Genomic DNA, 26,638 nt, shown 5'->3' with positions numbered 1-26,638 from the left:
CACATTTAAAATTATTTAATTTGGATTCGCCATAATTTTAAAAAGTTCTGAATTGGATACGTAAAAACGATTAGCAAGATTGATTTGTGCCAGTTGTGCACTGACCAAATTGTTTTCGCGGGTGTTGATTAAAAACAATGAACTTTCCCCAAAAGAGAACAATCGCTCCTCCGATTGCAGCATCGTCTGGTTGTCTTTTGACAAGTCTTTAATTAATTTTAGTTGTTTAGCGAGTGAAGTGATTTCTGTTTTTTGAGCTTCAATTTTATTAGCGAGCTGTATTTTTTCTACATCTAAAATGTATTCGGTTTCCTGAATTTTAAATTTAGTCAATTTTAATTTGCCTCGTTCTTTTCTTAAGAATAATGGAAACGAAAAGTCTAAACCTATTTTATAATCATCCGTTTGAAATTCATTAAAATATTTTGGTTCCGATAAATAAGAATAGCCAATATCGATTTTCGGCAGCAGTTCATTGGCATTCAATTTTCGCTCTACATTCAGAATGTCAATCTTGCTTTGCAGCGCATTTATTTTAGGATGATTTTCAATTGAAAAACCGTCAGTGGCTAAATTGTTGGTTTTTAATGTCTCCTGAATCGTGTTTTCGAGCTCTGTTTCTGGAATTAAGTCATCTGAGATTTCCATTGGGACTGCATTCTCCAGCCATAAAAAATTGGATAATTCCAGTTTTGCTTTGATTAGTTTTAGTTTAGAATCCTCCAAACTCAAAATTCTGTTTTTTACAATGATTCCCGATTCTACACTATCAATAGCAGGTTTGTCTCCTTGCTGTATCAATGACTGAATTCCGGCATTTCGTTTCTTCGCATTTTTGGTATAGTTGTCATACAATTGCACTTCCTCATAGTTTTTTTTCCAGTTGAAGTAGGCCAGCGACGCATCATATAAAACGCCGATTGCTTCCAGTTTCACTTCAGCGGTGCTTAATTCTATCTGCATTTTTGCTTTGCGTAAATCTGCCATTCTTTTATTAATCCATAAACCTTGCCCTAACGGGACACTGATTCCTAGTGAGGTTAGACCTTGAGCAGGAGTTGTGTTTTGTGGATTCAGGTAATACCCTTCGTTGTCGTCAAAACCAGCTTTTATTTCGACTCCGTACCAAGTCGGAATTTTAAAACTGCTGTTTAAAATCGAATAATATTCTTTGCCTTTAAATTGTTTTTGGGCGTAATCCACTTCAATTTTTGGATCGAAGCTGCCACGCGCCATCATTAATTCGGCTTGTGCTTTATTGAGTTCAAGCTGCGCGTTTTTGACCAATGGATGGTATTTTTTTACATAACCCAAAAATTCATTGTAGCTCAATTCTTTTGAGGCGGTTTCCTGTCCTTGAGTAACAATTGAAAAAAATAATAATAGGTAGAAAAGTCGTTTCATTATTTCTTTTCTTTAGATGGTTTCGTATCTTTTTTATAATAATTAGGAGGAAATCCGTTTAAGGTTCTCCATATTTCAAACCAAATGGGTACAGTATCCAATAAGGCCAATGTTTGTGCTCCCGAACCGATGCTTACTTGTTTTGGCCATGCTTCTTCATCTTTGTCCGGAGCAATTAACACTCGGTATTTTCCATTATCGCTGATGAAGTTTTCGATAGCAACCACTTTACCGCCAAAGGTACCGTAAGACGCATTCGGCCATCCGGAAAAAACGATAGTAGGCCATCCGTCAAACCAGACTCTGACTTTTTCTCCTTTGCGGATTAACGGCAGGTCAATAGGATTCACATAGGTTTCTACAGCAATATCGTATGCAGAAGGCATTATAGTCGCAATGGCAGTTCCTTCTTTTATGGTTTCTCCAATTCCAGATTGTAAGGCTCTGTTGATGTAGCCGCTTTGTGCCGCTTTGATGTAATACATGTTGTTGCGGATGCTGTAATTGTTGTATTGATTTTCCAATTTGCTTACCTGTGCGGCAGCATCATATTGGCTGCTTTTGGCTGTAAACTGATCGCTTTCCGATTTGGCTGCTTTTTCAGAATATTCAGCTGTGATGCGGTTTATTTCGACTTTTGTATTGATATAATCGTTTTTGCTGCTTAATAATTTGTTCTCCTGATTGATGATTTTGGCTTCGGCATCCTGCAGTTTTAAGCGTTTTTCTTCTACATCAGTCAAAGGTTTTAAGCCTTCCTTGTTTAATTGCAAGGAACGGTTGAGCTGGGTAGTGGCAATTTTGAGCTGGGTGTTGGCGGCGATCAAATCAATACTGTCGCTTTTGATTTTCAAACGTGCCTGCTTGATTTTGTTTTGAGCCTGTTCGAGTTTGAGTCTTTTTTCAGATTCAATTGCCGCTAACTGACTGTTCAGGCTTTCTACTTTCGATTCATAGGATTGTACAGATTGTTTTTTGGCGTCCACTTGGTTTTTGGTATTCGCAACCAAATTGGGATCCATATAATCCTCTTTTATTTCTGAGATGTATAAAATAGTGTCGCCTTTTTGCACGAAGTCACCTTCCTGAACATACCATTTTTCGATTCGTCCCGAAATTACACTTTGTATCGATTGTGGCCTCTGATTGGGTTTAAGAGTAGTTACCGATCCTGAACCCGATATATTTTGAGTCCAAGGCAGAAAGAATATGCAAAAACCTAGTATCGAAACACTGATTATGATTTTATTTAAAATTTTATAATCCTTTTTGTTTTCAAGTGTCTGCATTGTTTTAAAGCCCTGCAGTGATTGGTTTATCTTATTGTTTTCAGAGATATTCAGCATCTTTCTTAGTTTTTAGAGTCTAATAAAATTTTACCGTCCTGCATCGTTATGATGCGATTGCTTTTGGTTCTCCAATACGGATTTTTGGACGAAACTATAATAGTCCACGTATGTTCTTTGGAAGTAATGAAATCGATAATTTCATTGGCTGTGCTTTCGTCCATGGTGTCTGTTGGATCTTCATAAAAAAGTATTTTTGGCTTATGGATGATACTTCGTGCCAATAATATTTTTTGGCTGTTGGAGGATGATAATTGCTTTCCTTCTGGAAAAACAATGGTGTCCAAGCCCTTTGGCAATGATTTTATATGATTGGTAAGCTGTACACCATGAATGGCCCATTTTAGATCTTCGGGTGTAATTGCTGCATCTTTAAAAGTGATGTTGTCCAGGATACTTCCTTCAAACAGCGTTTCGCCATAAATAATACTGCCAATTTGGGAGCGGTATTGTTTTAAGTTTATTTTTTTGAAAGTATCATCGTTAATATAAAAAGAACCTGTAGTAGGCTGCAGCAGTCCCGAAAGAATTCGGATTAAGGTTGTCTTTCCAGAGCCATTTTTACCATCAATAAATATGCGTTCGCCTTGTTCGATTTTCAGGCTGATTCGGCGTAAAGTGTTTTGCTCGGCTTCTGGGAATTTAAAAATTAGATTTTCAGTTTCAAGGCTGATATTGGTGTAGCAGTTATCATAGGATTCGTATGCTTCTTCTTCAAGATCCATGTCGGTTACCTGGCCAATTTTTTCAACAGAAGTTAAAACATCGTAAAATGTTTCCAAGCCAATGATAATTTTTTCAACAGAAGTGATAACCAGTAAAATAATGATTTCGGCAGCGACAAATTGCCCGATATTCATTTCCTGTGATAATACTAAATAACCGCCAATCGCTAGCAAACTTGCCGTTATTAAAACTTTGAAAAGTATTAATTGTATAAATTGATTCTTAATTATATTGAAATGTTTTTCTCTGTAATTGAGATAGTCATTAACCAATAAGTCATTTTTATGTAATGCATAATCATAATTTAACTGATTGCGGAAACTGAAATTATTGCGTGCAACTTCCTGCAGCCAGCCAGCAACTTTGTATTTAAATTTAGATTCCTTTAAACTTGTTTCTAAACCTGATTTATACGAGAATTTAAAAATGAAGTACAATAAAAAGAATAGCATTATACCAAAAACAATAAAAAACGGATGATACAATGAAAGCAGTATCAGTCCAAAAGCAATTTGTAATAAGGCCGCCGAAAAATCAATTAATAATTTGGAGGTTCCTTTTTGTATTGTTAAAGTGTCAAAAAAACGGTTGGCTAATTCGGGAGGATAAGTGCTGTACAGAGCGTCAAATTTTATTTTTGGTAAACGTGCTGCAAATTCAAAAGAAGAACGTACAAATATCTTCTGCTGTAAATTTTCTGTGATTCTAAGCTGCATAAGTGACAAAATTCCAACAAGTGCAACTCCAGCCACTACTATAATTGTCAAAACAATCCACGAAGCGCTCACTCGCCCCGATTGGATAAAATTGATGATGGCTTGAATTCCTAACGGCAGCGACAAGCTGATAAGTCCTGCAAAAATGGCGTAGAAAAAAATTTGCAGCACATCCTTTTTGTCTAGTTCAAGCAAATTATAAAATCTTTTTAAAGGTGTCATATCTAGGAGGTTTTGTAATTGTTTTATTTGGAAAGTATTCGGTTCACTAAATCTAAGTAAAATGAAGTTATAGTTTCGGGTGTATTGCAGTCCGTAATTGTTTTTAAATGTTCGGTTAAAAAGTGCTGATGTAAGCTTCCCTCCACAATACTTGATGCTAAACTTTTGGCATAACTGTAATCTGGGTTAACTTCCTGTATAATACTGATAAGCCGGTTTATTACTCTTTTATAAACCAAAAAATAACCCTCTTTGTTATCGTCATCCACTTCTTTTGTGTACAGTGTTTTGCTAAATTCTGAAATTATAATTTTATTCAAAATAGCTTCATTAATATGTTTTGTGCTGAGATCATCAATAATTTTTTCGGTGACAATCGTTATTGCTTTTTGCAGTTTTTCGGCCGGATTTGAAATATTGGTTGTGACAAAAACCAATTTATATTCCATCCATCCCCAATACCAAGATGATAAATAAACTACTAATTTGTGTTTGTTTTCAAAATACCTGTAAATGGAACTTTCATTGGAACCAATTTTTTCACCCAGTTTTTTGAAAGTAAAGTGTTCAATCCCGATTTCATCAATTAAAAGAATACTGTTTTCGATTATTTTTTTACCTAAATCAGAAGTTTCGGGATCCTTTACGTACAGCTTTTCGTTGACTTGAATTTTTATGTTTGATAGTATAGTGTTCATAAGTTGATAATTGTGCTTGCAAATATAATAGTATTACTTTTAATTTTGAAATTTTAACTTTTATTTAAGCGCTTTTTTGTGCTGCTATGCTATTTATGGAAGTTATTACATTACAGTTTTAATGTGCTTTAACATAACTATCAAAGAGGTGTTTCAAATTTTTGGTATGTGAAAATGTTTTAAATTAGCTAAAAATCAATTGTATTGCATTATGAACACAACGGTAGAACAGGAAAACAGTAAAAAAGAAAGGGAATTGATCCAAATGAAAAGAATTGCTTTAATTCTTTTGGGAGCAGCAGTAGTTCTTTTTGTAATTGCCAATGTGTATGGAATTAATTGGATGAAAGCTTTGAGCGAAGCAGCAATGGTGGGAGGCATCGCCGATTGGTTTGCAGTGGTAGCGCTGTTTAGGCATCCGTTGGGGATTCCAATTCCACATACGGCTTTGATTCCGGGTAATAAGGATAAAATAGGAGAGAACCTTGGGGATTTTGTTTCGAATGAATTTCTAACTAGAGAAAAATTGGAAGTAAAAATTGAACAGTTCAATGTTGCCATAAAAGCTTCGGACTGGCTGATGAATGAGAAGAATGCCAATTTAGTTGCCAATTTGATTGCCGAAAATGTGATTCCTAGCGTTCTGAAAACCATTGATGATGCCGAAGTTCAGAATTTTGTGCAGGCGCAATTTAGCGATAAGCTGCGTAAATTAAATTTTGCCGAATGGATTGCTCTTGGTTTGGAATCCTTGGCCAAAAGCGAAAAGCAGGAAGAACTGGTAACGAATGTTCTGAAAACACTTATCGTTGAATTGCAGAATAATAAACATCTGATTGAAGAAAAGGTAAAAAATTCTACGCCATTTCTCTCTTTTGGCTTGGCCGACAAAAAAATAACCGAAGGCGTTTTTAACGGTCTCTATGATTTTTTGGTGGAAGCAAGTCATAAAGACAGTGCAATTCGAAAAAGAATCAGCGAGTATCTGATGCAGTTTATAGAAGAGCTGAAGGAATCGCCCGAAATGCAGCAAAAAGTCAATGATTTGGTTTTTGGCTTTGCCAATAAAAAAGAAGTGCAGGATTACATCAGCGGAATCTGGAAGGAAATTAAAACGGCTGTCGCTAATGATCTGGCACAAAAAGAAGAATCAGTGATAAAAAAGAGCATTTCCAATATGATTCAGGGTTTTGGCAAAGGAATTCAAAATGACCAATTGTTGATGGACAAGATTAATAATTTTGTCAAAAATGATATGCTGTCAGTGCTTATCAACAACAAAAAAATGATTGGTGACCTGATAGCTTCCACAGTAAAAAGCTGGGACACTGATGAAGTTTCTGAAAAATTGGAATTGGAAATAGGGAAAGATCTTCAATACATTCGGATTAATGGTACGCTTGTGGGCGGTTTGGCAGGGCTTCTGATCTATGCCGTTGAGAATGTACTGCACAGTTTTATTTTGTAATCTGGATATGAGCGTTATCATATTTCAATTTTTCTAATTGCTTTATTTTTGTTCTAAATTTAAGATTTTATGGAAAAATATGTTACTGCAGAAGAAGCTGTAAAGACAGTAAAATCAGGTGACAGAGTATATCTGCAGGCAGCTGGGGCAACACCGACAATTCTGGCTAATGCATTGGCCGAAAGAGCTTCGGAATTGCGCAATGTAGAAATATGCCATCTGCATACTGAAGGCGAAGCACGATACGCCAATCCTGAGCTTGCAGAAAGTTTTCATGTCAATTCCTTTTTTATTGGCGGGAATGTCCGGCATACTTTAAAGGCGGGGAATGGCTCTTATACTCCTGTCTTTTTGAGTGAATTGCCACGTTTGTTTCGGAGAAATGTCCTGCCTTTAGATGTGGTTTTTATTCATGTTTCGCCTCCCGATAATCATGGGTATTGTTCTCTTGGAGTTTCGGTGGAAGCTTCGATTGCAGCGATTGAGAATGCAAAAATTGTGATCGCACAGGTAAATCCGCAGATGCCGAGAACTTTTGGCGACGGGATTCTTCATATTTCAGAGATAACGTATTTGGTAGCTGTGGATGTCCCGATTTATTCTCATGAAGAGGAGCCTTTTACTGCCGAAGAAGATAAAATAGGAGATTATATTGCCTCTTTGATTGAAGACAGAAGCACGCTCCAAATGGGGATCGGGTCTATTCCAAATGCCGCTTTGAGCAAATTAGGAAATCATAAAGATTTAGGCCTGCATACCGAAATGTTTTCAGACGGCGTGATTGATCTGATAGAAAGCAACGTGATAAATTGTAATTATAAAGGATCATTAAGAGGAAGAGTGCTGTCTACTTTTATACTAGGATCCAAACGCCTTTATGATTTTGTAGATAACAATCCATTTATTGAATTACGGGAATCATCTACGGTTAACGATACCGCCCGAATTCGGAAAAATCCAAAAATGATTGCTATCAATTCAGCAATAGAAGTCGATTTAACAGGGCAGGTCTGTGCCGATTCTATAGGTCCAAGAATGTATTCGGGTGTTGGAGGACAAATGGATTTTATACGCGGTGCATCTTTGAGTGATGGCGGAAAAGCGATTATTGCCCTGCCGTCTACCACCAAAAACGGTGTGAGCAGAATTGTTCCTTTCTTGAAGCATGGAGCAGGAGTGGTGACAACTAGAGGTCATATTCAGTATGTAATTACCGAAAACGGAATTGCCGATTTGTATGGTAAAACTTTAAAACAGCGAGCTGTAGAAATGGTTAAGATTGCTCATTCAGACCATCAGGAAAGTATTGAACGGGAATATTTTTATCTGCTGGAAAAAATGTAGCTCATCGAAAGCAAATCTGAAATAAAAAAAATATTATTCTGTGAATTTTAAATTTTTTCTTTTCTGACTGCCCATTGGTAGATTTTATACATGCCGTAACCAGTAATTAAACCGCACAAATAACCTGAAAGGATATCTAATGGATAATGAAGGCCTAGATAAATTCGGCTGTAAGCGAAGATTAACGGCCATAAAAACAGTAAACCAAAATATTTGAACTGTTTTTTGAAAATAAGATATAAAAAAGTCGCTACAGCCATTGTATTTGCTGCATGGCCTGAAAAAAAGCTAAAAGAATTACGTGACTGAACAATTCTTATAATAGTGTTTATTTCGGGATTATTACAAGGCCTTGCACGCTGAAAGGTATATTTAAACAAATTGGTGATCTGATCTGTTGCCAATACTAAAACGGCAACAAAAAGCAGTAAATATCCCGTTTTTTTTATTCCTAATTTAGTGTAAATAAGATAAAACAGCAACAGGAAAAAAGGAATCCAATTGGTTTGTTTGGTAATAATAAGCCATAGCTCATCATAGGTGTCGGATCCTAAACCATTAAGATAAATGAATAATTGAGTATCTAGCGCAAGTATTTTTTCTAGCATTACATTTGGCGTTTTACCGGTCCGGTTATATCGTCTAAAATTGAAGAACCGTCTGGATTTGTTGTTCCGCTTGCTATACTTTCTTTGGTTTTATTTACTTCGGAAGTGAATGTGTCTGTTATTCCATTAAATGTGTTTGAAGTATTGCCCAAAAGACTGTTTTTTGCTTTATTAATTTCAGAATTAATACCGCCTGTCAGTTCATTCAAGGTTTGCTGGTCAAAACCATTGGCTTCGGCTCCTTTTTGAATTTCACTTTTGATATCATTGGTTGCGTTTTTAAGCTGTGCCATAGCTTTACCCATAGTACGTGCCATTTCAGGTACTTTATCGGAACCAAAAAGCATCAATACGATAAACAAAATAAAAACTAATTCGCCTCCTCCTATTCCAAACATATTTTTTGTATTTAAACGACAAAGATATTAAAATTTAAAACTTTGTGTTTTAAAATTGTCTTAAAAAGCTAAAAAGACACTAAGTTTCTGAGGTACTAAGCTGCTAAGTTCCAAAGTCCTTATTTAGAATTAAAAATATTAACGAATTCTCATCTTACTCTTAAAAAAAATGCTAAGCCTCTAAGATGCTAAGCTTTATTCGCTCAAAAAAACCTTAGAAACTCAGCATCTCAGAAACTTAGTATCTTTTAACCTAATCAAACTTAGATTTTATCTCTGTTTTTGGCCATGAATTATTGGTTACATCAATATCAGCAGTTTCTAATTTTGGATCTATCTGAATTTGTTTTATTGCTTTTGAAACTGCATATACTTTCTTTGCTGTTTCATTATTTTGTCTCCAGATCTGAGCTGGGTATTTATAATTGTCAGCTGTTCCGTCTTCATAAGTAATCTGAACAATAATAGGCATTGGCATGCCTCCAGGCTTATTGAATTCTACCTCGTAGAAATATTTAGGATTCTTTAAACTTGTTTTTTCCTCTGGGGCAACATTTTGATCTACATAATCAGAAAGCAGTTTTACTTCCTCCAGTTTCATTGGTTTTTTTGATGAAGAATCTAATTCTGAATTATCACCTTCAACTAGATAAACAAACGGTCCTTTTTCAAAACCAAAACGCCCTTTTCTTACTTTAGCAGCTTTTAAGGCCGCAGTAGGAGTTTCGGTAACAAAATATTGCTTTACACTGTTAATTCCAATATCAACAAAGTCTGTCGAATAAAACCAGCCTCTAAAAAACCAGTCCAAATCCACTGCCGATGCATCTTCCATTGTTCTGAAAAAATCTTCTGGAGTTGGGTGTTTGAATTTCCATCTGTTAGCATACATTTTAAATGCATAATCAAACAGCTCATGACCCATAATAGTTTCTCTTAATATATTTAATCCAGTTGCTGGTTTCCCATAAGCATTATTACCAAACTGAATAATGTTTTCAGAATTTGACATAATAGGTTCTAAAAGTTTTTGATCTAAGCTCATATAAGGAACAATGTTTTTGGCAGGACCTCGTCGGGAAGGGTAATTTGTGCCTAATTCCTGTTCTGCCATATATTCCATAAATGAATTCAAACCTTCGTCCATCCAAGTCCACTGACGCTCATCTGAATTCACGATCATTGGGAAAAAGTTATGCCCCACTTCATGAACAATAACACCAATCATTCCATTTTTAATTTGTTCACTAGCCACTCCATTTTCGTCAGGGCGGCCATAATTCCAGCAAATCATAGGGTATTCCATACCTTGATCTTCTGCAGAAACGGATACTGCTTTTGGATAAGGGTAATCAAAAGTATGAGATGAATAACTCTTTAAAGTATGGGCGACAGTTTTTGTTGATGTTTCACCCCAAAGCGGGTTTGCCTCTTTTGGATAAACCGATTCGGCCATAACCACTCTGTTTCCCATCTGCACGGCCATAGCATCATAAATAAATTTTCTTGAAGCCGCAATTCCAAAATCCCTTACGTTTTTGGCGCTAAATTTCCATGTTTTCTTTTTGTCCGAAAATCCTTTTTCGGCAGCTTCGGCCTCGGCTTGTGTAACAATAACGACAGGTTTATCAAATGATTTTTGAGCCAGTTCATATCTTTTTACCTGTTCAGCAGTAAATACTTCGCTTCGGTTCATTAATTCTCCAGTCGCATCAATAACATGATCTGCCGGTACTGTAATATTCACATCAAAATTCCCAAATGGCAGAGCAAATTCACCAGCTCCCCAAAACTGCATATTCTGCCATCCCTCAACATCATTATATACAGCCATTCTAGGATAGAACTGAGCTATAACATATAATCTGTTTCCGTCTTTTTCAAAAAATTCATATCCGGAACGTCCATTGCTGGTTTCTTTCTGATAGTTATTGATGTTGTACCACCACTTTGTTGAAAAAGTAATTTTTTCACCGGGTTTCATAGGAACAGCCAGATTAATGCGCATCATAGTTTGATTGATGGTGTAGGACATTGGGCTTCCTTTTGCATCTTTTACATATTCTATATTAAAACCACGTTCTAATTCTTGTTTTAAATATTCATCAGTAAATTTAGCTGGAGTTAAAACGGGTTCTATTTTTTCATTTTTAACTAATGGTGACTGAGAGTTTTTCGCCGCTTGGTTTTGATCCAATTGCACCCACAGATATTCTAAAATGTCAGGAGAGTTGTTATAATAAGTAATAGTTTCTGATCCGCTTAGCCTTGCATTCTTGTCGTCCAGCTCTATGTTGATATCGTAATCGGCTCTTTGCTGATAATATGCAGGGCCGGGTGCGCCGGATGCAGTACGAAACATATTGGGCGTTGCCAATAAATCATACATCTGGCTGAACTTATTTGTATCGTATTTACCTGGCTGTTTAACGGCAGGAGTTGCTGTTTTTTCCTGTGCCAATAAGATTGTCGGAAGAATGAATAAAAGTGAAATTTTTCTCATAAACTAAAACTAGAGTGGTTTTAAAGTGGTGAAAATAATAATTTTTAACAAAATTGTTACTAACCATTAATATTTTAACACTTGTTTAGTGGATGTTTCTGAGAAAAGAAAGCTTTTTTTGATATTAAAGGCAGTTACATTCACAATATTCTGCTGTACTGCAAAGCAGTCAATCAATACGGAATTATAAATTTCAATCGTATTTATTTTCGAAATATCTTTAATGCTTATATAACAGACCAGTACATCGCCATCCATTTCTTTACTTAAGAAATTCATGGTTTTTGACTGTCCGTTAACTTTTAAAGAAAAATTCTCTGCTAGGTATTTTTTTAATAGTTCTATAGATTCAGGTGTTTCTTTGTTTGTTCCCAAAAAAAGTTTTTTACCGTATTTTTTCTCTAAAGCCTTATCAATATCGTCTACGAAAATCCGTGCAGTAATCTGAAGCATTTTCTTTTCGGGAGCATAATTAATCTGATAAATTGCCATGTAAAATTTATGCATGGCAAAACTGCTCATCGAAACGATAAAAACCAGCAAAAGAACTGAAACTACTCTTTTTTTCATTTTTCTACAGTAGCAATATGCTTGAAAGTATCATATTTATTAATTAAAAAATCCATTATCGCAAACTGCTGTTTGGGGTCAAGATAATTTTTTGATTTTGGGTCATTCTCACAGTATAAAAGAAAAAGCCCAATCTGATCATCCTTGATTTTCAATTTATTCGTAAAAAAAGAATAACTAACACTATGCATCGCAACGTTCGTGAAACTGACATCAGAAATGAAATCAGATTTTTCAGGATTATTTTTGAATAAATTTTTAAAGATTTTATTATACACACGGATAACATCCATTGCATTAGGATCTCCTGTGCCTGTAGGCATCATCAAAATGTTATTTGGAGAGGATAGATTGTCATCATAGTACTGGGTATCAACAATTTTTTGGGTGTTTCCTAATCCAAGCTGCGGAACATGTTTAGCATATACAACTACATTTAGTAATTCATTAGCAACTGCATGCAGTTTTATTCTGTAAAAGAAAGAATTAAAATCCGAGGCTTTAAGTACTACTTTTTCACTTTTAAAACCTAAACTTGTAATCACTAAAGTATCATTGATTTTGGCCAAAATATCGAACATTCCTTTACTGTCAATTAAATCGCCTGTCTGTGAATTTACATTAAAAACCAAACCGCTTTCAATCGCTGTAGAATCATTTACTATTTTTCCATGTAATGCTTTTCGGGTCAGCATTTGGCTAAAACAAAATTGACAGCTTAAAAACAAAACTGAAATTTTCAATATACTTTTCATTTATAATTACTTAGGTGATTAACTTGTTAGAAGATTCTTAAATCCAAAACTACGTTTTTTTACCTATTAAAATTACAACTTTATTTAAAACTTAAGTTTAAGATATATGATTATTTTTTATAAAATCCACATCTAAAACAAAAGTTCTAAATACCTTTTTTAGAATTATAAAGAAAGATTTTCTTTGTGTTACTCCGTTTTTTCGGTTCTGTTTTGATTGTAAACGAATGCTAAATTTGTCATCAGGAACATGCTCATTGTTTTGTTTTTAACATTTAATGATTTTACGAATTCCGAATCCTCGACACAGTAATATTGAAACCCTTTGATGAGTTCTTCTGGAATTTTCAGTGTTTTAGTATAGTATTTATCATTAAACATATATTCCAGCTTTTTTAAAAGCAGTTCTTTCTTTTCGATTTCAACATTCATTTTAAGGGTCTCTCTTTCGCCTGAAAGAAAACTGTATAGCCCTTGTATTCCTCCTGAATTGGAATACAGTCTTCTTTCCTGTGGTGTGAATTTAATCTGTCCGCGGGGTATTATTCCTAAATTTTCTGCAGTTATATTGGCATTTTTATTAACAATTACTTCATCCAGTTCAATACTGTTGAAAGTCATATATACTTCCATAATGCCTGAATTGAATTCATGTTTGTACACATATTTTTGCAAATATTTATAATCAATTCCTGAAAAATTCAGAATATCTCCCTGTTTGGCCTGAATAGAAAAACAGCCTTCTTTGTCGGTTACGGCCATCATTTTATTAGTGCAGTTAATCACGCTGATGCCTTCCAGCTTTACAGTATTGGAAAAAACCGTTCCCATTATGATTTTCTCACCGTTTGTCTGCGCTGTCAGCAGCTGGCATTGGCCTAAGAAAACAAATAATACAATTAAATTATTTTTCATATATAAAAAGTATGTTATCCTTTAATGTAAAGAATTTTGCTTATTTATTTTTTATCGATGTTTTGGTATTTCTTAAATTCTGATGCTAATCCAGTAATTAAGAACATACTCATTGTTTTGTTCTTTTCTTTTAATGACTTTACAAAACTTAAATCTTCAATACAGTAATATTGGAATCCTTTAATGAATTCTTCGGGGATTTTTAGGGTTTCTATGTAGTATTTATCATCGAACAAGTTCTCCATCTTTACCATCAGAAATTCTTTTTTTTCAACTGAAAGCTCTTTTTTCAGCATTTTGGTCCTTCCGCTGATAGCATTCAAAATTGGGTCGACCGCAAGCGAACCGCCTAATAGACCTAATAAATGTATTGGCTTGAAATCGCCGGCTGTCTGCAGTCTTCTTTCTGCCGTGGTTAGTTTTACTTGGTCTTTTGGTATTATTCCTAAATTTTCGGCACTTATATTAGGGTGTTTGTTGATAACTACTTCGTCGAGTTCAATACTTTTTGGAGTTAAATCGGCTGTTATGCTTCCAATAGTAAATTCTTTTTTATTTATAATTTTTCTTAAAGGTTCGTAATTAACTGCCGAGAAACTCAAGATGTCACCTTCTTTTGCCAGTATTGAATAGTGGCCGTATCCATCTGAAACCACCGTAATTCTAGTTGAAGAGTTTGTAATGTTCACGCCCTCCAACGGCAGAGCAGTATTAGTGGTAACCTGCCCGCTTATCCATTTGTCTGTACCTGTCTGGGCGATACCAGACTGTATGATAAAAAAAGAAATAAATAAAAGAGTAAAATTATTCTTCACGGGCAATCTGTTAGTTGATACATTTAAAAAAAAAACTTAATCCCAACTTCATCTGTAAAATGTAAAATTATCCCAAACCTGTCCAAATTAATTACTAATGCATTTGTAAAACTTTGTTAATTAAAATACTGTGCCAGTTTTTTGAAAAGTTTTCATTTTATACCTTTACGAAGAATATTTATACATGAAAAAAATGAAAAATTGCATTATTGCCAGTACTTCAACATTATATGATGGTGAATACTTAGATTATTTATTGCCCGAACTGCAATTGCATTTTAAAGATTGTAAAACGGTACTTTTTATACCATTTGCAAGGCCTGGAGGTATCACACATGAGGAATACACCTCAAAGGCTTCTGCAGCTTTTGCCAAAATAAATATTGAATTAAAAGGTGTTCATACATTTGAAAACCAAAAGGAAGCTGTTCAAAATGCTGAGGGTTTTTTTACGGGTGGAGGGAATACTTTTCTGCTGGTTACCCAACTGTACAAAAATGATCTCATGGATGTGCTTGCAGAAACTGTTAAAAAAGGAGTGCCTTATTTGGGAACAAGTGCAGGAAGTAATATTTGCGGGTTAACGATGCAGACAACTAACGATATGCCAATTATTTACCCTCCTAGTTTTCAAACCTTAGGGTTAATTCCTTTTAATCTGAATCCTCATTATTTAGATCCGAATACTCAGTCAAAACACATGGGCGAAACAAGGGAAACGAGAATAAAAGAATTTCATGCCTTTAATTCATTGCCTGTATTGGGTCTTCGTGAAGGAAGCTGGCTAGACGTAAAAGGAGAAAAAATTACGTTGAAAGGTGATTTGCAAGCAAGACTTTTTAGACAAAATCAATTTCCTGAAGAAATAGAAAGCGGTAGTGATTTGAGTTTTTTAAATTAAAACCCAGTTTAAAAATAAACCATTAAGAAATTAAATAGCATTAAGAAAGTTTTAAAACTTACATTATTCTTAATTTCTTAATGGTTTGAAAAAAATGAGCAAAAAAAAACCTCAAATAAAATTTGAGGTTTTGGAGCGAAAGACGAGGCTCGAACTCGCGACAACCAGCTTGGAAGGCTGGAGCTCTACCAACTGAGCTACTTTCGCATTAATCATTAAATTTACCTTATAAATCAAGAAATTGATTCTAGAGCGAAAGACGAGGCTCGAACTCGCGACAACCAGCTTGGAAGGCTGGAGCTCTACCAACTGAGCTACTTTCGCAGTATTGCGGTGCAAAGATAAATAATAAAAACAGTTATTTGCAAGTTTTTTTCAAAAAATAAATCGTTATTTTTTAATATTGCATATAACTATTTTAGAACTAAAATGTTATATTTTTATTTTATTTAATATTCATGTAAAAGTTAAATCAATAGTGGCTTCATACAGCTGCTCTTTACAATAAGTCGTTTTCAAAAAAATTAAATCCGATCAAAAGCCGTAAATTTGTAAATGGATAATCTATCTGAAACAAATCGTTTTGGGCAGCTTTCTAAAATTAATTTAACAGGAATTATGTAGATATTTTTAAATAATAAGCATCTTTGCATCTGGGAATTATTTCCAACTGCATGAAACGGCAAACATTATTTGTGTTAAAATATAAAAAATACAGGGAAATGAATAGATACTGCTTATTTGTTGTCTTACTAGCGCTTCTAAGCTGTAAAAAAGAATCTATACTTGATTTGGATACTTTTAAAATATCCAATTCTAATGATAAAGAAGGTGAAGTTATTGAAATTGACACGACATTAATCAGTGCGTTTAGAAATAAATCTATTTCTGATTTTTATAGTTCGAGAGATAATCAGACGGTATGGCAGTCTGAAAAAAACAGAAAAATAATCCTCGAAAGGATTAAAAACTGTGAATCTGAAGGATTGAACCCGTCAGATTATTCTATTTCCAAACTTTTGGAACTGGAGAAAAAATTCACAGAATTTGAGGAATCAGAACAAGTAAATTATGATTTACTGCTCACTTATAATTTTCAAAAATACCTTAATCATCTGCACAGCGGAAAACTTGACCCAAAAAAACTGTATACAAACTGGGATTTAAGTATTGAAAAATTAGATATCAAAACGGTTTTAAATGACGCTTTAGAAAAAGATTCTTTAGCGGGCGAAATTCAAAAATGCCAGCCAAAAGCATTGACTTACGGAAAACTAATAAAAGCATTATCTCTGATAAATGAATTTCCTGAAGACAAGACCAAGCCTGTTGTTACTTCCGATGAAAAAATAGAACCGAAAACGACCAATCCTGCTATTGTTGCTGTCAAGAAAAAACTTTTGTATTGGAAAGACTTAGAAAGCAATGACAGCATCACATCTTATTATGATTCTGAAACCGTTGAAGCACTTAAAAAATTCCAAACCCGTCACGGTTTAATTTCTGATGGGGTTATCGGTAAAAGCACTGTAACTGCATTAAACTTTACCAAAGATGAGCGAAAACATCAGATTATAGCCAATCTGGAACGCTGGAGATGGTACAGTAAGCCATTTGCTCCAAATTATGTCCTGATTAATATACCAAACTACAGTTTGACAGTTGTCGAAAACCAGAATACGACGATGAGCAAACGTATTGTAGTGGGGAAAAGCAAGAGAAAGACGCCTGTATTAACTTCTGTATTGCAAACAGTTGTTTTTAATCCTACGTGGACTGTACCGCCAACGATCTTAAAAGAGGACTTGATTCCGGAACTGATTCAAAACAGAAATGCTTTAAAAAACAAAGGAATTGGGATTTATGATTCAAAAAATAATGAAATTGATCCTGTAAAATGGGATTCCAGCAGACCAAGAGGGTATCGTTATGTGCAAAAACCGGGTTATTATAATGCGCTGGGTGTTGTCAAAATTAATTTTCCAAATAGATACAGTGTTTATCTTCACGACACAAATCACCGCAATTTGTTTGAACGCAATGACCGCTCTTTAAGCTCAGGATGTGTCCGTATTGAAAAACCTTTAGAATTTGCCCAGCTTTTACTGGATAATCCAAAAAAATATTCTGCAGAAAAAATAGATTCTATCGTTGCCACAAAAGAAACGCTTTTTCTGGGTATAAAAAAACGTTATGCAATATACCAATGGTACTGGACAGCGTGGTGTGAAGACGGCAAATTGATTTTTAGAAATGACATTTATAATTTAGATGCCGGCCTATATGCTCAATTACGAAATTAAATTGTTTTCTTTTGATTTAATATTTGAAGGATGATAAATATACAGGCAGGACTGACCTTTAATCATCGTAATAATTTCTGAAACATATTCTACCGGAACAGCAGGACATCCTTGGCTTCTGCCTAATCGTTTGTGGTTTTTTATAAAAGATTCCGAAACATAATCAGCGCCATGAAGAACAACAGCTCTGTCGCGGGCGTTATCGTTTAATCCTTTATCCAGTCCGTCTAATTTTAGAGAAATACCGTGTTTTCCTTTGTATACTTCTCCTGTTACATAAAAACCTAAACTGCTCTTGAAAGATTCTGGAGTGTTTGAAAAAGTATTTGCAAATTCTTCTCCAGTATTTCTTCCGTGTGCTACCAATGTTTGAAGCAGAATCAGATTGCTTGATAAATCAATAACCCAAAGGCGTTTTAAATTGGATGATAAACTAAAATCAACAAGGGTTAATATGTTGCTTTTTACAATTCCTTTTTCCTGCAAAGTATAAAAACCCTTTAGGGCTTCACAAAAACATGTTTGGTTTGGTAATTCAAATTGATTTGACTGTAAAGCATTGTAAACGTCTTCAACTTTGGCGTCGATATTAGATTTCAAAACTGAAACTATTTTCTTTTTAGGAGTGCTTTTAGCTGTATTTGTTAAGCTGCCTGTGAATGCAAATAAAGCAAAAACAATAGCCAAAGCAAGAATTGACTTATAAACTGCTGTGTATCTATTCATTACAAAAATTTAGGGGTTTCAAAAATACAAATAATAATTAGTTATCAAAATATAAAACGTATTTTGTCGATAAATTTTAACATTTCAACGATTTTTAAAATAAAAAGTTTTTAATTAAAATGAATTTTTATAAAAAAAATCACTACTTTTGATATAAACCGCTGTTTTTTATGACTATACCTCGTAATTTTTTTGTGTTTTTAATAATTCTATGCAGTAGCAGTTTCTATTGTCAAAAGAAAATTATTCACACGAATTCTATTACATCGAGGATTTCAATTGATGGAAAACTAAATGAAGAGGCTTGGGAATCAGCTGATGCTGCATCTAATTTTGTTATGTATCAGCCTGATAACGGCAAGGCTATAAGTGAAAATAAGAAAACCGAGGTAAAAGTCATATATGATAACGATGCCATTTATATATCGGCAGTCATGAACGATCCCCAGCCAGACAAAATAAAAAAAGAAATTACTAATAGAGACAGTTTTGGGGTTAGTGATTATTTTTCGGTCTTCATCAATGGATTTAATGACGGGCAGCAGGATTTTAGATTTTATGTTACGGCTGCAGGAGTCCAATTAGACTGTATTGCAACAGAAGATTATAAAGATTTTTCATGGGATGCAATTTGGGACAGTAAAGCAGTAATCACTGATACGGGCTGGATTGTAGAAATGAAAATTCCGTATGCCGCAATCCGATTTACTAATTCAGCAAAACAGATTTGGGGCATCAACTTTCTTAGAAACATAGAACGAGATGTTCAGGTTTATTCATGGAATCTGATTGATGCCAAGATAGGAGCCGAACTCACGCAAAATGGATTGCTGGAAGGTATCGAAAATATTAAAACACCTACCAGATTATTCTTTATTCCGTATGCATCTTTTTATAATCAAAAAGATGATAACCAGTCAGATAATACATTTAAAGGCGGGCTGGATATTAAATATGGAATCAATGATGCTTTTACGCTGGATGCTATTTTGGTTCCGGATTTTGGTCAGACCAAATTTGATAATGCAATTTTAAACTTAGAGCCATTTGAACAGAAACTGGATGAAAACCGGCCTTTTTTTACTGAAGGGACTGAATTGTTTTCTAAAGGGAATCTGTTTTATTCCAGAAGAATAGGAGGTTTTCCAAGTGCTGAACCTATTCTGAAAAAAAATGAACAAATTACAGATTATCCAAGTACTGTAGATTTACTCAACGCTGTTAAAATATCCGGCCGTACCAAAAAAGGATTAGGAATTGGTTTTTTGAATGCTATTACAGAAAAGACATACGCCACAATAAGAGATACTATAACTTCAATTACAAGGAAAGAAACTATTGAGCCGCTTGCAAATTATAATATAATAGTACTGGATCAGCGCTTTAATCAAAATTCATCAGTGACCTTTATCAATACAAATACAATCCGTAACGGCGGTTTTAGAGATGCAAATGTTTCTGGACTTTTATTTGACCTGAACACAAAAAAAAACAGCTATAGTTTAAATGGTGATTTTAAATACAGCAGTATAAACGCATACGAAGATTATAATGGCTATAAAACAGCATTGAATTTTGAAAAAACAAGCGGGAAAATCCGTTATGGAATTTCAGGAAAATATATTTCCGAAAATTATGACATCAACGACCTAGGGTTGATTTATTATACTAATTATCAAGCAGCTTATGCTAATATAAGTTATCGGATTCTAAATCCGACTACCGTTTTTAATACATTTAAAATAACTCAAGAAGCTAATTTAGAGATTCAGAACACGACAGGAAAAATTCAGGATGATTATCTGAAAAACACTATCGGGGCTTCTTCCTTAAAAAATACTTATTATGAGTTTTCTATGCAGTATACACCACAGGAAACTTATGATTTTTATGAACCCCGCGTTTATGGGCGTTATGTGCGTGTTCCTAAAAGACTGTCGTCATATTTTGGTTTTGAATGGAATAAAAACCATGCATTTACAATTGATGCAACTGTTCCATTTGTAAAATATGACGAAGAAAACAGGCAGACATATGGTGTTTATATCAATCCAAAATATCGGTTTAGTAATCAGTTTTCATTAGAATATGCTTTAGAATACACTAACAAAAAAAATGACAGAGGAAGGGTAGGATATGATAATAACGGTATCGTATTTGCAGAACGAAACAGAGAGATTCTTTCAAACATACTCACTGGCAAATTTGCTATGACTAACAGAATGGCATTAAATCTCGATGTCCGGTATTATTGGTCTTATGCCGATAATCATGAATTCTTTACTTTGCAGGATGATGGAAGCCTAACTCCAAATTCTAGCTACAATTTAAATAAAAACAGAAACTTCAATTCCTGGAATTTAGATCTTTCTTACTCTTGGTGGTTTGCGCCAGGCAGTCAGATGATTATACTTTACCGCAATTACGCTTTAGAAGAAACCGATCAGGTTGAAAAAAGCATCTCGAACAACTTTTCAAGTGTTTTTAATAGTAATGTGACGAATATCATCTCCATCAGTATGCGTTATTACATTGACTACAATGTTATAAAAAATAAATTTTAATCATTTTTATCCAAAACTGCAGTATTGATTTAGTAAGCGTGAAATATTTCATCGATTATAACGAGGTCAAAAGTATATTGTAGAAACATAGCCAGCCTCGTCTTTTATAAGATAAAATTATCCTTAAAAATGCAGTTCAAACGCTTGCTTTTTTGAAGATTTTTTTTGCAGTTTTTTTAGAAAAAACAGCTTTTTGCAACACAATTTTAAGTATTTGTTGCACTTCACTTTTTTATGTATAATAGTGGTTTTGACTAACTTCTATTTTTTGCGAAAGGCTTATCTTTGCAAAAAATTTCATACCATGAACAAGAAAGTAATTTTAATGATTTTAGACGGTTGGGGAAAGTCTCCTGACCCGAAAGTTTCTGCAATTGATAATGCAAATGTTCCGTTTATAAATAGTCTTTATACAAAATATCCAAGTGCACAGCTTCGAACTGACGGATTGAATGTTGGTTTACCTGAAGGGCAGATGGGAAACAGTGAAGTAGGGCATATGAACCTTGGAGCTGGAAGAATTGTGTATCAGGATTTAGCCAAAATTAATCTGGCAGTTGCCAATAAAACTCTAGCTAAGGAACAAGTGTTAATTGATGCATTCACTTATGCAAAAGAAAACAATAAAAAAGTACACTTTTTAGGATTAGTTTCAGATGGAGGTGTTCACTCACATACTTCACACTTACGCGGATTAATTGACGCTTCTCAAGAATACGGATTGGACAATGTTTTCATTCATGCATTTACTGACGGACGTGATGTTGATCCAAAATCTGGAAAAGACTACATTCAGGATTTACAAAATTATATCAAAAATACTCCTGTAAAAATAGCTTCTGTTATTGGCCGTTATTATGCAATGGACCGTGATAAACGCTGGGAGCGTGTGAAACTTGCTTACGATTTAGTTGTAAACGGAACTGGAGCCAAAGCTTTAGATCCAGTTGCAGCTATTAACGCAAGTTACCAAGCAGATGTAACTGATGAATTTATTGCGCCCGTGGCAATTGTAGATAACAATAACAGTCCGATTGCAGCTATTGAAAAAGATGATGTCGTTATTTTCTTCAACTTCAGAACTGATAGAGGACGTGAATTGACTGAAGCGCTTTCGCAAAAAGATTTTCATGAGCAAAACATGCACAAACTGCAGCTGTACTATGTGACGCTTACAAATTATGATGAAACTTATGAAAATGTAAAAGTGGTTTATAATAAAGATAATATCACTGAAACATTGGGTGAAGTTTTGGAAAAAGCCAGCAAAAAACAAATCCGTATTGCCGAAACAGAAAAATATCCTCACGTGACATTCTTTTTTTCCGGAGGTAGAGAAGTTCCGTTTGAAGGCGAAAGCAGAATTTTGAGAAACTCTCCAAAAGTTGCTACTTATGATTTACAGCCGGAAATGAGCGCTTATGAATTAAAAGATGCTTTGGTTCCTGAATTGAACAAAGGAGAGGTTGATTTTGTATGTTTAAACTTTGCCAATGGCGACATGGTAGGACATACAGGGATTATGAGTGCCGCTATCCAAGCTTGTGAAGCTGTTGATGCCTGTGTGAAAGAAGTTGTCGAAGCGGCTCTTGCCAATGATTATACAACGATCATAATTGCAGACCATGGAAACTGCGAAACGATGATTAATCCTGACGGTTCTCCAAATACGGCTCATACTACAAATCCAGTGCCGATTATTTTAGTAGATAAAGACATTAAAACTATCAATGATGGAGTTTTGGGTGATATTGCTCCAACTGTATTGGCTTTGATGGGTGTTGAACAGCCAGCAGCAATGACTCGTCATTCGTTACTTTAATCTATATTCGATTGTTATTTTTTGAAGCAGAAAAGAAGATTGATGTTTTCAGATGATAATTCAAGTTAAAAGCTTTGTCTGAAGCTTTTGATAATACAAAAAAGGGTGCGGAATTTATTTTTCGCACCCTTTTTTAAATTAAATATTCAGTTATTAAAGCACCCTGCTTACTGTCAGTCCATCACGGATGGGCAATAAGACAGTTTCTACTCTTGGGTCGTTTTTAAGTAATTGATTGTATTCAGTCAGTATTTTGGTACTGATGTCATTTGGATGTATTGGTTCCAAAACTTTACCGCTCCATAAAACATTGTCCGATAAAATAACACCTCCTTTGTTCATTTTTGGCAAAATCATTTCAAAATAATTGAGGTAATTTTCTTTGTCGGCATCGATAAATACCAGATCAAATTTTATTTCCAGTGTAGGTATAATATTAATGGCTTCGCCAAGATGCTGTGTAATTTGTTTTCCCCAAGGTGATTTGTCAAAATGCTTTCGCTGAAAATCGACTAATTCTTCCTTGATATCAATTGTATGTAATTGACCGTTTTGCTGCATGCCTTCGCACAGACATAATGCGGAATACCCTGTGTAAGTTCCAATTTCAAGAATATTCACAGGCCGGATTAATTTTGCCAGCATACTCAAAACCCTGCCTTGAAAATGACCGCTAAGCATTCGTGGCAATAATATTTTTTGATAAGTTTCTTTGTTTAAAGCAGCTAATAAAGCAGGCTCTTTTTCTGAATGCTGTTCAATGTAATCTTCTAAATCTTGGGAAATGAAATGCATTTTACACGTTATTAAAATTCGCTGCAAAGGTATTCATTTAAGATTTATAAAAGAGGAGGAGCATTTGATTTTGATGAAGAATTGGAATTAGAAACTTAAATACAATATCTGAGAAAATTTATATAGATGCTATAAATAAAAAAAAAACCAATTGGACTGATGCCTTTAGGATTCATAGCTGTTTAATCAAAAGAATTTATAATTTATATAAAACAAAATGAATTACAAATTCATTTTTTACTTTTATAATACCGCCCATTTTTGTCGGCGGTTCTAGCTGCAAATCTGTAAATTTTACAGCTACTGTTCCCTCAAGAGATTCTTTAGTATTTGTTAAGCTGAGGTTTTGATACGAAAGTGTTTTGTCCGTAATGCGAAAATTCATGCTGCATTTATAATTGCCACCGGATGGTTTTATATTACTAATGGTAACAGTGCTTTTTGGAAATTTAGTTACTTTGATTGTGGTCTTAAGATCTTTATTCATGATTCTGTTACCGCAGTCAAAATTATCCGTGGAGATTTCAGACCTCAAACTGTTTTTTGTAGCTGAATTTAAAAAAATAGTATCTCTGAAAGGATGCGGACAGCTGCATTGGTATTTACCTACCGTTGAGTTTCCTAGAATTTCTATTTTTATCTGGTCAATTATTATGACATTTGGGTCTGCATTAAATAAAGAAATAGGCTTAGCACCCCCTGATAAAAGGAAGATTGCTAAACCCATAATTGTTATTATTGTTTTTTTTATCATATTAAAAAGTGATAGCCGCTTCGAACATAACTCCTTTGAAATTACCGCCGTATAAGTCATTTAAACTGCTGCAGCTGTATTGGGAGAAGTCAGAATAGTTTTGATTTGTATAGGCTAATTTAGCAATAATATTTTTAGTCATAAACCATCCTAAACTGGGTTCGAATGACTCTTCGCCTAAATTAATAGAATTCAAAAAGAGAGATCTATTAATCAATTCGTAGATTTCGTAATTATAACAAAAAAACCCCAATAAAAACCATTGTTTTTAGGGATTTGAAAAGGGGTAAATGAAAGGGTGAATTATATTATGATTTGTAAAGACTGAAGTGAATTACAAAATCATCTTTTACTTTTATGATACCGCCCATTTTTGTTGGCGGTTCCAGAGCAATGTCTGAAAATTTTACTGCTATATTTCCTTCAAGAGATTCTTTGTTGTTTTTTAGAATCATGTTTTGATAAGAAAGAGTTTTGTCTGTTATGCGAAAATTCAAGCTGCATTTATAATTGGTGCCAAATGCTTTTATGTTGGTAATGGTAACAGTGCTTTTGGGATATTTGACTGCTTTTACTGTGGTCTTTACGTCTTTGTTCATAATTCTGTTACCGCATTCAAAGTCATTCATTGAAATTTCGGATTTCAGACTGTTTTTTGTGTTTGAGTTCAAATAAATGGTATCTCTGTACGAAAGCGAATTGGAGCAGTTGTATTGGCCAATTGTTGAATTTCCTGATATTTCTATTTCTAATCTGTCAATGATAATAATATTGGAATCAATTATTGAAGAAATGGGTTTAGCACTTCCTAATGAAATAAGAAGAACTAAACCCATAGCTATAATTGATATTCTGTTCATGTTTTAGAAAGAAATTGCTGCTTCAAATACCAGACCGCTGAATTTACCTCCATAAAAATTATTAACATTTCCAGTAGGTACATTTCCAATAAATTGTGTGTAATCTCTATAGTTTTGATTAACATAATCTAATTTTGCTACAATGTTTTTTGTCATGAACCAGCCAATGCTTGATTCAATTTTGTCTACAGTAACTTTTTTTGCATCAGCATTAGACAATTTTCCAGACACAGTATTGTATTTTCCAGCGATATAGAATTGTTCTGTTTTTCCAAATCTGTAGATAAGCTCTCCAGCATATTGGTTAGCAGTACGTTTTGTATCATCACCTGCTTTATCACCTCCTGAAGCTAATTCTATAGTTCCAAAGAATTCAAGACCCTGATATTTTACAAATGGGTTAATCATGTATGAAGTAGCCCAGTTTTTGAAGTTAGGGTTGAAAGTTGCCTCTGGTGTAGAAGTTGAATTATAACTAGTAGGAACAGCAATTGGATTAGCAACAGTATTAGGATTATTAGAATTGGTATAGGCATTATTGTTTAATACTCCCCAAAAACCAAATCCAGATCTAGAAGATGAGTATAAATTTGAGTTACCCAAATTTGAATTATGGTATAAAGAACCTGTAAGTCTCACTCTCAAATCTTTGTTTAATTTTTTGTCATAACCAAATTTTGCTAAGATTGTTGGGCTTACTGCTGTATTTGCATCTGGAGTTGCTGGAGAAAGAGCAGGATACATTACTTCTTGCGTACCTTGATTTAAATTTCCATTTGTAGCACCCAGCATGCTTACGAATCCGTTTCGGTTGTAATATACTTCAATACCCATCTCTGTAGTGAAAGGATTCATAATGTTATTTCCAACAAATGCATTTCTGAGTGTACTACCGTTGTCAGAACTTCTAAAGTGTGCATCACCAAAGTTATTCTCCATTTGTCCGATTTTAATTGTTGCATATTGCATTACATCAGCCAAGAAGTCTTTTTTGATGAAGTCCAGCTTGTCAATTTGTAAATAACCGCCTCTTGCATAAGTATCATTGTGGTGTCTTGAAGCTAAATAAATATCTAGATTTACTCTTACACCATCATATAATTGAGCGGCAATTGTCATATCAGCAGCGGGAAGAACAAAGTTGTTTTCAGTATTCATTAATCGGTAACCAATAATTTTTGCAGGGGCAGCAAAGGTTTCAGGCTGGTCATTGAAGGAATTTATTGCTTGGAAATCCATATTGAATGCACCTCCTAAATCGACACTTAGCCCTTTGAATTCTGCATCATTTTTTTGTACATCAAAAACGTTGATTCCATCTTTGCTTCTTGAAATTTGGTTTTGCATGTTCCCAAATGAAACTTGAGCGTTTGCAGCAGCCATAGTTAGTAGACCTGCTGCTAAGAGATAAATTTTTCTCATGAT

General features: G+C 34.3%; 23 protein-coding genes and 2 tRNA genes. 6 read left to right on the top strand and 19 right to left on the bottom strand.

Translation table 11 applies throughout. The annotated features are described in order from the left end of the window. Window positions 1–15 precede the first annotated feature (15 nt). From OZP07_RS18605 to OZP07_RS18590, 4 genes are read right to left on the bottom strand one after another with little or no spacing between them, the layout of a single operon-like run. Window positions 16–1,404, bottom strand: coding sequence for a TolC family protein (locus OZP07_RS18605; RefSeq protein ID WP_281636289.1), 1,389 nt, complete (start codon window positions 1,402–1,404; stop codon window positions 16–18). Then, a complete protein-coding gene (locus OZP07_RS18600) occupies window positions 1,404–2,750 on the bottom strand; it encodes an HlyD family secretion protein (RefSeq protein ID WP_281636288.1) in 1,347 nt (448 codons plus the stop codon). Before OZP07_RS18600 ends, OZP07_RS18605 begins: the two co-directional genes overlap by 1 nt. A 5-nt stretch (window positions 2,751–2,755) precedes the next feature. After that, window positions 2,756–4,414, bottom strand: coding sequence for a peptidase domain-containing ABC transporter (locus OZP07_RS18595; protein ID WP_281636287.1), 1,659 nt, complete (start codon window positions 4,412–4,414; stop codon window positions 2,756–2,758). 23 nt (window positions 4,415–4,437) lie between these two features. Next, window positions 4,438–5,112 (bottom strand): TetR/AcrR family transcriptional regulator, encoded by a 675-nt coding sequence (locus tag OZP07_RS18590; RefSeq protein WP_281636286.1) that lies wholly within the window; start codon window positions 5,110–5,112, stop codon window positions 4,438–4,440. A gap of 211 nt (window positions 5,113–5,323) precedes the next feature. On the opposite strand from OZP07_RS18590, the gene OZP07_RS18585 reads away from it, so the two are divergent. Continuing rightward, window positions 5,324–6,580: a DUF445 domain-containing protein gene (locus OZP07_RS18585; protein WP_281636285.1), complete on the top strand. Its 1,257-nt coding sequence runs from the start codon at window positions 5,324–5,326 to the stop codon at window positions 6,578–6,580. 69 nt (window positions 6,581–6,649) lie between these two features. After that, a complete protein-coding gene (locus OZP07_RS18580; RefSeq protein ID WP_281636284.1) occupies window positions 6,650–7,924 on the top strand; it encodes an acetyl-CoA hydrolase/transferase family protein in 1,275 nt (424 codons plus the stop codon). A 47-nt stretch (window positions 7,925–7,971) separates the two neighbouring features. On the opposite strand, the gene OZP07_RS18575 is transcribed toward OZP07_RS18580, so the two are convergent. The 7 genes from OZP07_RS18575 to OZP07_RS18545 form a co-directional block, all read right to left on the bottom strand. Then, on the bottom strand, window positions 7,972–8,532 hold the full coding sequence (locus OZP07_RS18575) for a phosphatase PAP2 family protein (RefSeq protein WP_281636283.1): 561 nt from the start codon (window positions 8,530–8,532) through the stop codon (window positions 7,972–7,974). Continuing rightward, window positions 8,532–8,930 carry a Sec-independent protein translocase subunit TatA/TatB gene (locus OZP07_RS18570; protein ID WP_281636282.1) on the bottom strand — a complete coding sequence of 133 codons (399 nt, stop codon included), beginning with the start codon at window positions 8,928–8,930 and terminating at the stop codon, window positions 8,532–8,534. Before OZP07_RS18570 ends, OZP07_RS18575 begins: the two co-directional genes overlap by 1 nt. A gap of 253 nt (window positions 8,931–9,183) precedes the next feature. Further along, window positions 9,184–11,433: a M1 family metallopeptidase gene (locus tag OZP07_RS18565; RefSeq protein WP_281636281.1), complete on the bottom strand. Its 2,250-nt coding sequence runs from the start codon at window positions 11,431–11,433 to the stop codon at window positions 9,184–9,186. Window positions 11,434–11,499: 66 nt separating this feature from the next. Continuing rightward, window positions 11,500–12,003, bottom strand: coding sequence for a DUF6702 family protein (locus OZP07_RS18560; RefSeq protein ID WP_281636280.1), 504 nt, complete (start codon window positions 12,001–12,003; stop codon window positions 11,500–11,502). After that, window positions 12,000–12,758, bottom strand: a complete 759-nt coding sequence (gene bamP, locus OZP07_RS18555) for a BamP family beta-barrel-assembly machinery protein (RefSeq protein ID WP_281636279.1) — start codon at window positions 12,756–12,758, stop codon at window positions 12,000–12,002. Before bamP ends, OZP07_RS18560 begins: the two co-directional genes overlap by 4 nt. A 189-nt stretch (window positions 12,759–12,947) precedes the next feature. Then, window positions 12,948–13,673: a hypothetical protein gene (locus OZP07_RS18550; RefSeq protein ID WP_281636278.1), complete on the bottom strand. Its 726-nt coding sequence runs from the start codon at window positions 13,671–13,673 to the stop codon at window positions 12,948–12,950. Window positions 13,674–13,717: 44 nt separating this feature from the next. Then, a complete protein-coding gene (locus OZP07_RS18545) occupies window positions 13,718–14,488 on the bottom strand; it encodes a carboxypeptidase-like regulatory domain-containing protein (protein ID WP_281636277.1) in 771 nt (256 codons plus the stop codon). A gap of 193 nt (window positions 14,489–14,681) precedes the next feature. Here OZP07_RS18545 and pepE point away from each other — a divergent pair, with 193 nt between their 5' ends. Further along, complete coding sequence (gene pepE / locus OZP07_RS18540; protein ID WP_281636276.1) at window positions 14,682–15,389, top strand: dipeptidase PepE; 708 nt, start codon at window positions 14,682–14,684, stop codon at window positions 15,387–15,389. A 131-nt stretch (window positions 15,390–15,520) separates the two neighbouring features. On the opposite strand, the gene OZP07_RS18535 is transcribed toward pepE, so the two are convergent. Both OZP07_RS18535 and OZP07_RS18530 read right to left on the bottom strand, forming a co-directional pair. Beyond that, window positions 15,521–15,596: transfer RNA gene (locus tag OZP07_RS18535), tRNA-Gly, on the bottom strand. A gap of 44 nt (window positions 15,597–15,640) precedes the next feature. Then, a tRNA-Gly gene (locus OZP07_RS18530) sits at window positions 15,641–15,713 on the bottom strand. A 398-nt stretch (window positions 15,714–16,111) separates the two neighbouring features. On the opposite strand from OZP07_RS18530, the gene OZP07_RS18525 reads away from it, so the two are divergent. After that, window positions 16,112–17,692, top strand: a complete 1,581-nt coding sequence (locus OZP07_RS18525) for a L,D-transpeptidase family protein (protein ID WP_281636275.1) — start codon at window positions 16,112–16,114, stop codon at window positions 17,690–17,692. On the opposite strand, the gene OZP07_RS18520 is transcribed toward OZP07_RS18525, so the two are convergent. Beyond that, a complete protein-coding gene (locus tag OZP07_RS18520; RefSeq protein WP_281636274.1) occupies window positions 17,681–18,418 on the bottom strand; it encodes a murein L,D-transpeptidase catalytic domain family protein in 738 nt (245 codons plus the stop codon). The two genes, OZP07_RS18525 and OZP07_RS18520, sit on opposite strands and share 12 nt — an antisense overlap. A gap of 170 nt (window positions 18,419–18,588) precedes the next feature. On the opposite strand from OZP07_RS18520, the gene OZP07_RS18515 reads away from it, so the two are divergent. Both OZP07_RS18515 and gpmI read left to right on the top strand, forming a co-directional pair. Next, the gene (locus tag OZP07_RS18515) at window positions 18,589–20,982 is read left to right on the top strand and encodes a DUF5916 domain-containing protein (RefSeq protein WP_281636273.1); all 2,394 of its coding nucleotides are present in this window, start codon (window positions 18,589–18,591) and stop codon (window positions 20,980–20,982) included. A 304-nt stretch (window positions 20,983–21,286) separates the two neighbouring features. Then, complete coding sequence (gene gpmI, locus OZP07_RS18510; RefSeq protein WP_281636272.1) at window positions 21,287–22,804, top strand: 2,3-bisphosphoglycerate-independent phosphoglycerate mutase; 1,518 nt, start codon at window positions 21,287–21,289, stop codon at window positions 22,802–22,804. Between the two features lie 153 nt (window positions 22,805–22,957). On the opposite strand, the gene OZP07_RS18505 is transcribed toward gpmI, so the two are convergent. The 5 genes from OZP07_RS18505 to OZP07_RS18485 form a co-directional block, all read right to left on the bottom strand. Then, entirely contained in the window at window positions 22,958–23,599 is a 642-nt protein-coding gene (locus OZP07_RS18505) for an O-methyltransferase (RefSeq protein WP_194641643.1), read from the bottom strand. A gap of 196 nt (window positions 23,600–23,795) precedes the next feature. Continuing rightward, on the bottom strand, window positions 23,796–24,326 hold the full coding sequence (locus tag OZP07_RS18500; RefSeq protein WP_281636271.1) for a hypothetical protein: 531 nt from the start codon (window positions 24,324–24,326) through the stop codon (window positions 23,796–23,798). A 28-nt stretch (window positions 24,327–24,354) separates the two neighbouring features. Beyond that, on the bottom strand, window positions 24,355–24,549 hold the full coding sequence (locus OZP07_RS18495) for a hypothetical protein (protein ID WP_281636270.1): 195 nt from the start codon (window positions 24,547–24,549) through the stop codon (window positions 24,355–24,357). A 112-nt stretch (window positions 24,550–24,661) separates the two neighbouring features. Next, entirely contained in the window at window positions 24,662–25,213 is a 552-nt protein-coding gene (locus tag OZP07_RS18490) for a hypothetical protein (RefSeq protein ID WP_281636269.1), read from the bottom strand. Window positions 25,214–25,216: 3 nt separating this feature from the next. After that, window positions 25,217–26,635: a hypothetical protein gene (locus OZP07_RS18485; RefSeq protein WP_194641647.1), complete on the bottom strand. Its 1,419-nt coding sequence runs from the start codon at window positions 26,633–26,635 to the stop codon at window positions 25,217–25,219. Window positions 26,636–26,638: the final 3 nt, after the last annotated feature.

Origin of the sequence: Flavobacterium marginilacus, assembly GCF_026870155.1 — a bacterium.
GTDB classification, from domain to species: Bacteria; Bacteroidota; Bacteroidia; order Flavobacteriales; family Flavobacteriaceae; genus Flavobacterium; species Flavobacterium marginilacus.
This window is presented reverse-complemented; position numbering and strand designations above follow the sequence as displayed.

What these genes read in the sequence shown, in the direction of transcription:
- pepE (WP_281636276.1), top strand. Translation starts at nt 14,682, where the DNA reads ATGAAAAATTGCATTATTGCCAGTACTTCAACATTATATGATGGTGAA.
- OZP07_RS18485 (WP_194641647.1), bottom strand. Translation starts at nt 26,635, where the DNA reads ATGAGAAAAATTTATCTCTTAGCAGCAGGTCTACTAACTATGGCTGCT.
- OZP07_RS18575 (WP_281636283.1), bottom strand. Translation starts at nt 8,532, where the DNA reads ATGCTAGAAAAAATACTTGCGCTAGATACTCAATTATTCATTTATCTT.
- OZP07_RS18600 (WP_281636288.1), bottom strand. Translation starts at nt 2,750, where the DNA reads ATGCTGAATATCTCTGAAAACAATAAGATAAACCAATCACTGCAGGGC.
- OZP07_RS18490 (WP_281636269.1), bottom strand. Translation starts at nt 25,213, where the DNA reads ATGAACAGAATATCAATTATAGCTATGGGTTTAGTTCTTCTTATTTCA.
- OZP07_RS18500 (WP_281636271.1), bottom strand. Translation starts at nt 24,326, where the DNA reads ATGGGTTTAGCAATCTTCCTTTTATCAGGGGGTGCTAAGCCTATTTCT.
- OZP07_RS18580 (WP_281636284.1), top strand. Translation starts at nt 6,650, where the DNA reads ATGGAAAAATATGTTACTGCAGAAGAAGCTGTAAAGACAGTAAAATCA.
- OZP07_RS18595 (WP_281636287.1), bottom strand. Translation starts at nt 4,414, where the DNA reads ATGACACCTTTAAAAAGATTTTATAATTTGCTTGAACTAGACAAAAAG.
- OZP07_RS18560 (WP_281636280.1), bottom strand. Translation starts at nt 12,003, where the DNA reads ATGAAAAAAAGAGTAGTTTCAGTTCTTTTGCTGGTTTTTATCGTTTCG.
- OZP07_RS18565 (WP_281636281.1), bottom strand. Translation starts at nt 11,433, where the DNA reads ATGAGAAAAATTTCACTTTTATTCATTCTTCCGACAATCTTATTGGCA.
- OZP07_RS18585 (WP_281636285.1), top strand. Translation starts at nt 5,324, where the DNA reads ATGAACACAACGGTAGAACAGGAAAACAGTAAAAAAGAAAGGGAATTG.
- OZP07_RS18570 (WP_281636282.1), bottom strand. Translation starts at nt 8,930, where the DNA reads ATGTTTGGAATAGGAGGAGGCGAATTAGTTTTTATTTTGTTTATCGTA.
- gpmI (WP_281636272.1), top strand. Translation starts at nt 21,287, where the DNA reads ATGAACAAGAAAGTAATTTTAATGATTTTAGACGGTTGGGGAAAGTCT.
- bamP (WP_281636279.1), bottom strand. Translation starts at nt 12,758, where the DNA reads ATGAAAAGTATATTGAAAATTTCAGTTTTGTTTTTAAGCTGTCAATTT.
- OZP07_RS18605 (WP_281636289.1), bottom strand. Translation starts at nt 1,404, where the DNA reads ATGAAACGACTTTTCTACCTATTATTATTTTTTTCAATTGTTACTCAA.
- OZP07_RS18550 (WP_281636278.1), bottom strand. Translation starts at nt 13,673, where the DNA reads ATGAAAAATAATTTAATTGTATTATTTGTTTTCTTAGGCCAATGCCAG.
- OZP07_RS18505 (WP_194641643.1), bottom strand. Translation starts at nt 23,599, where the DNA reads ATGCATTTCATTTCCCAAGATTTAGAAGATTACATTGAACAGCATTCA.
- OZP07_RS18590 (WP_281636286.1), bottom strand. Translation starts at nt 5,112, where the DNA reads ATGAACACTATACTATCAAACATAAAAATTCAAGTCAACGAAAAGCTG.
- OZP07_RS18520 (WP_281636274.1), bottom strand. Translation starts at nt 18,418, where the DNA reads ATGAATAGATACACAGCAGTTTATAAGTCAATTCTTGCTTTGGCTATT.
- OZP07_RS18515 (WP_281636273.1), top strand. Translation starts at nt 18,589, where the DNA reads ATGACTATACCTCGTAATTTTTTTGTGTTTTTAATAATTCTATGCAGT.
- OZP07_RS18525 (WP_281636275.1), top strand. Translation starts at nt 16,112, where the DNA reads ATGAATAGATACTGCTTATTTGTTGTCTTACTAGCGCTTCTAAGCTGT.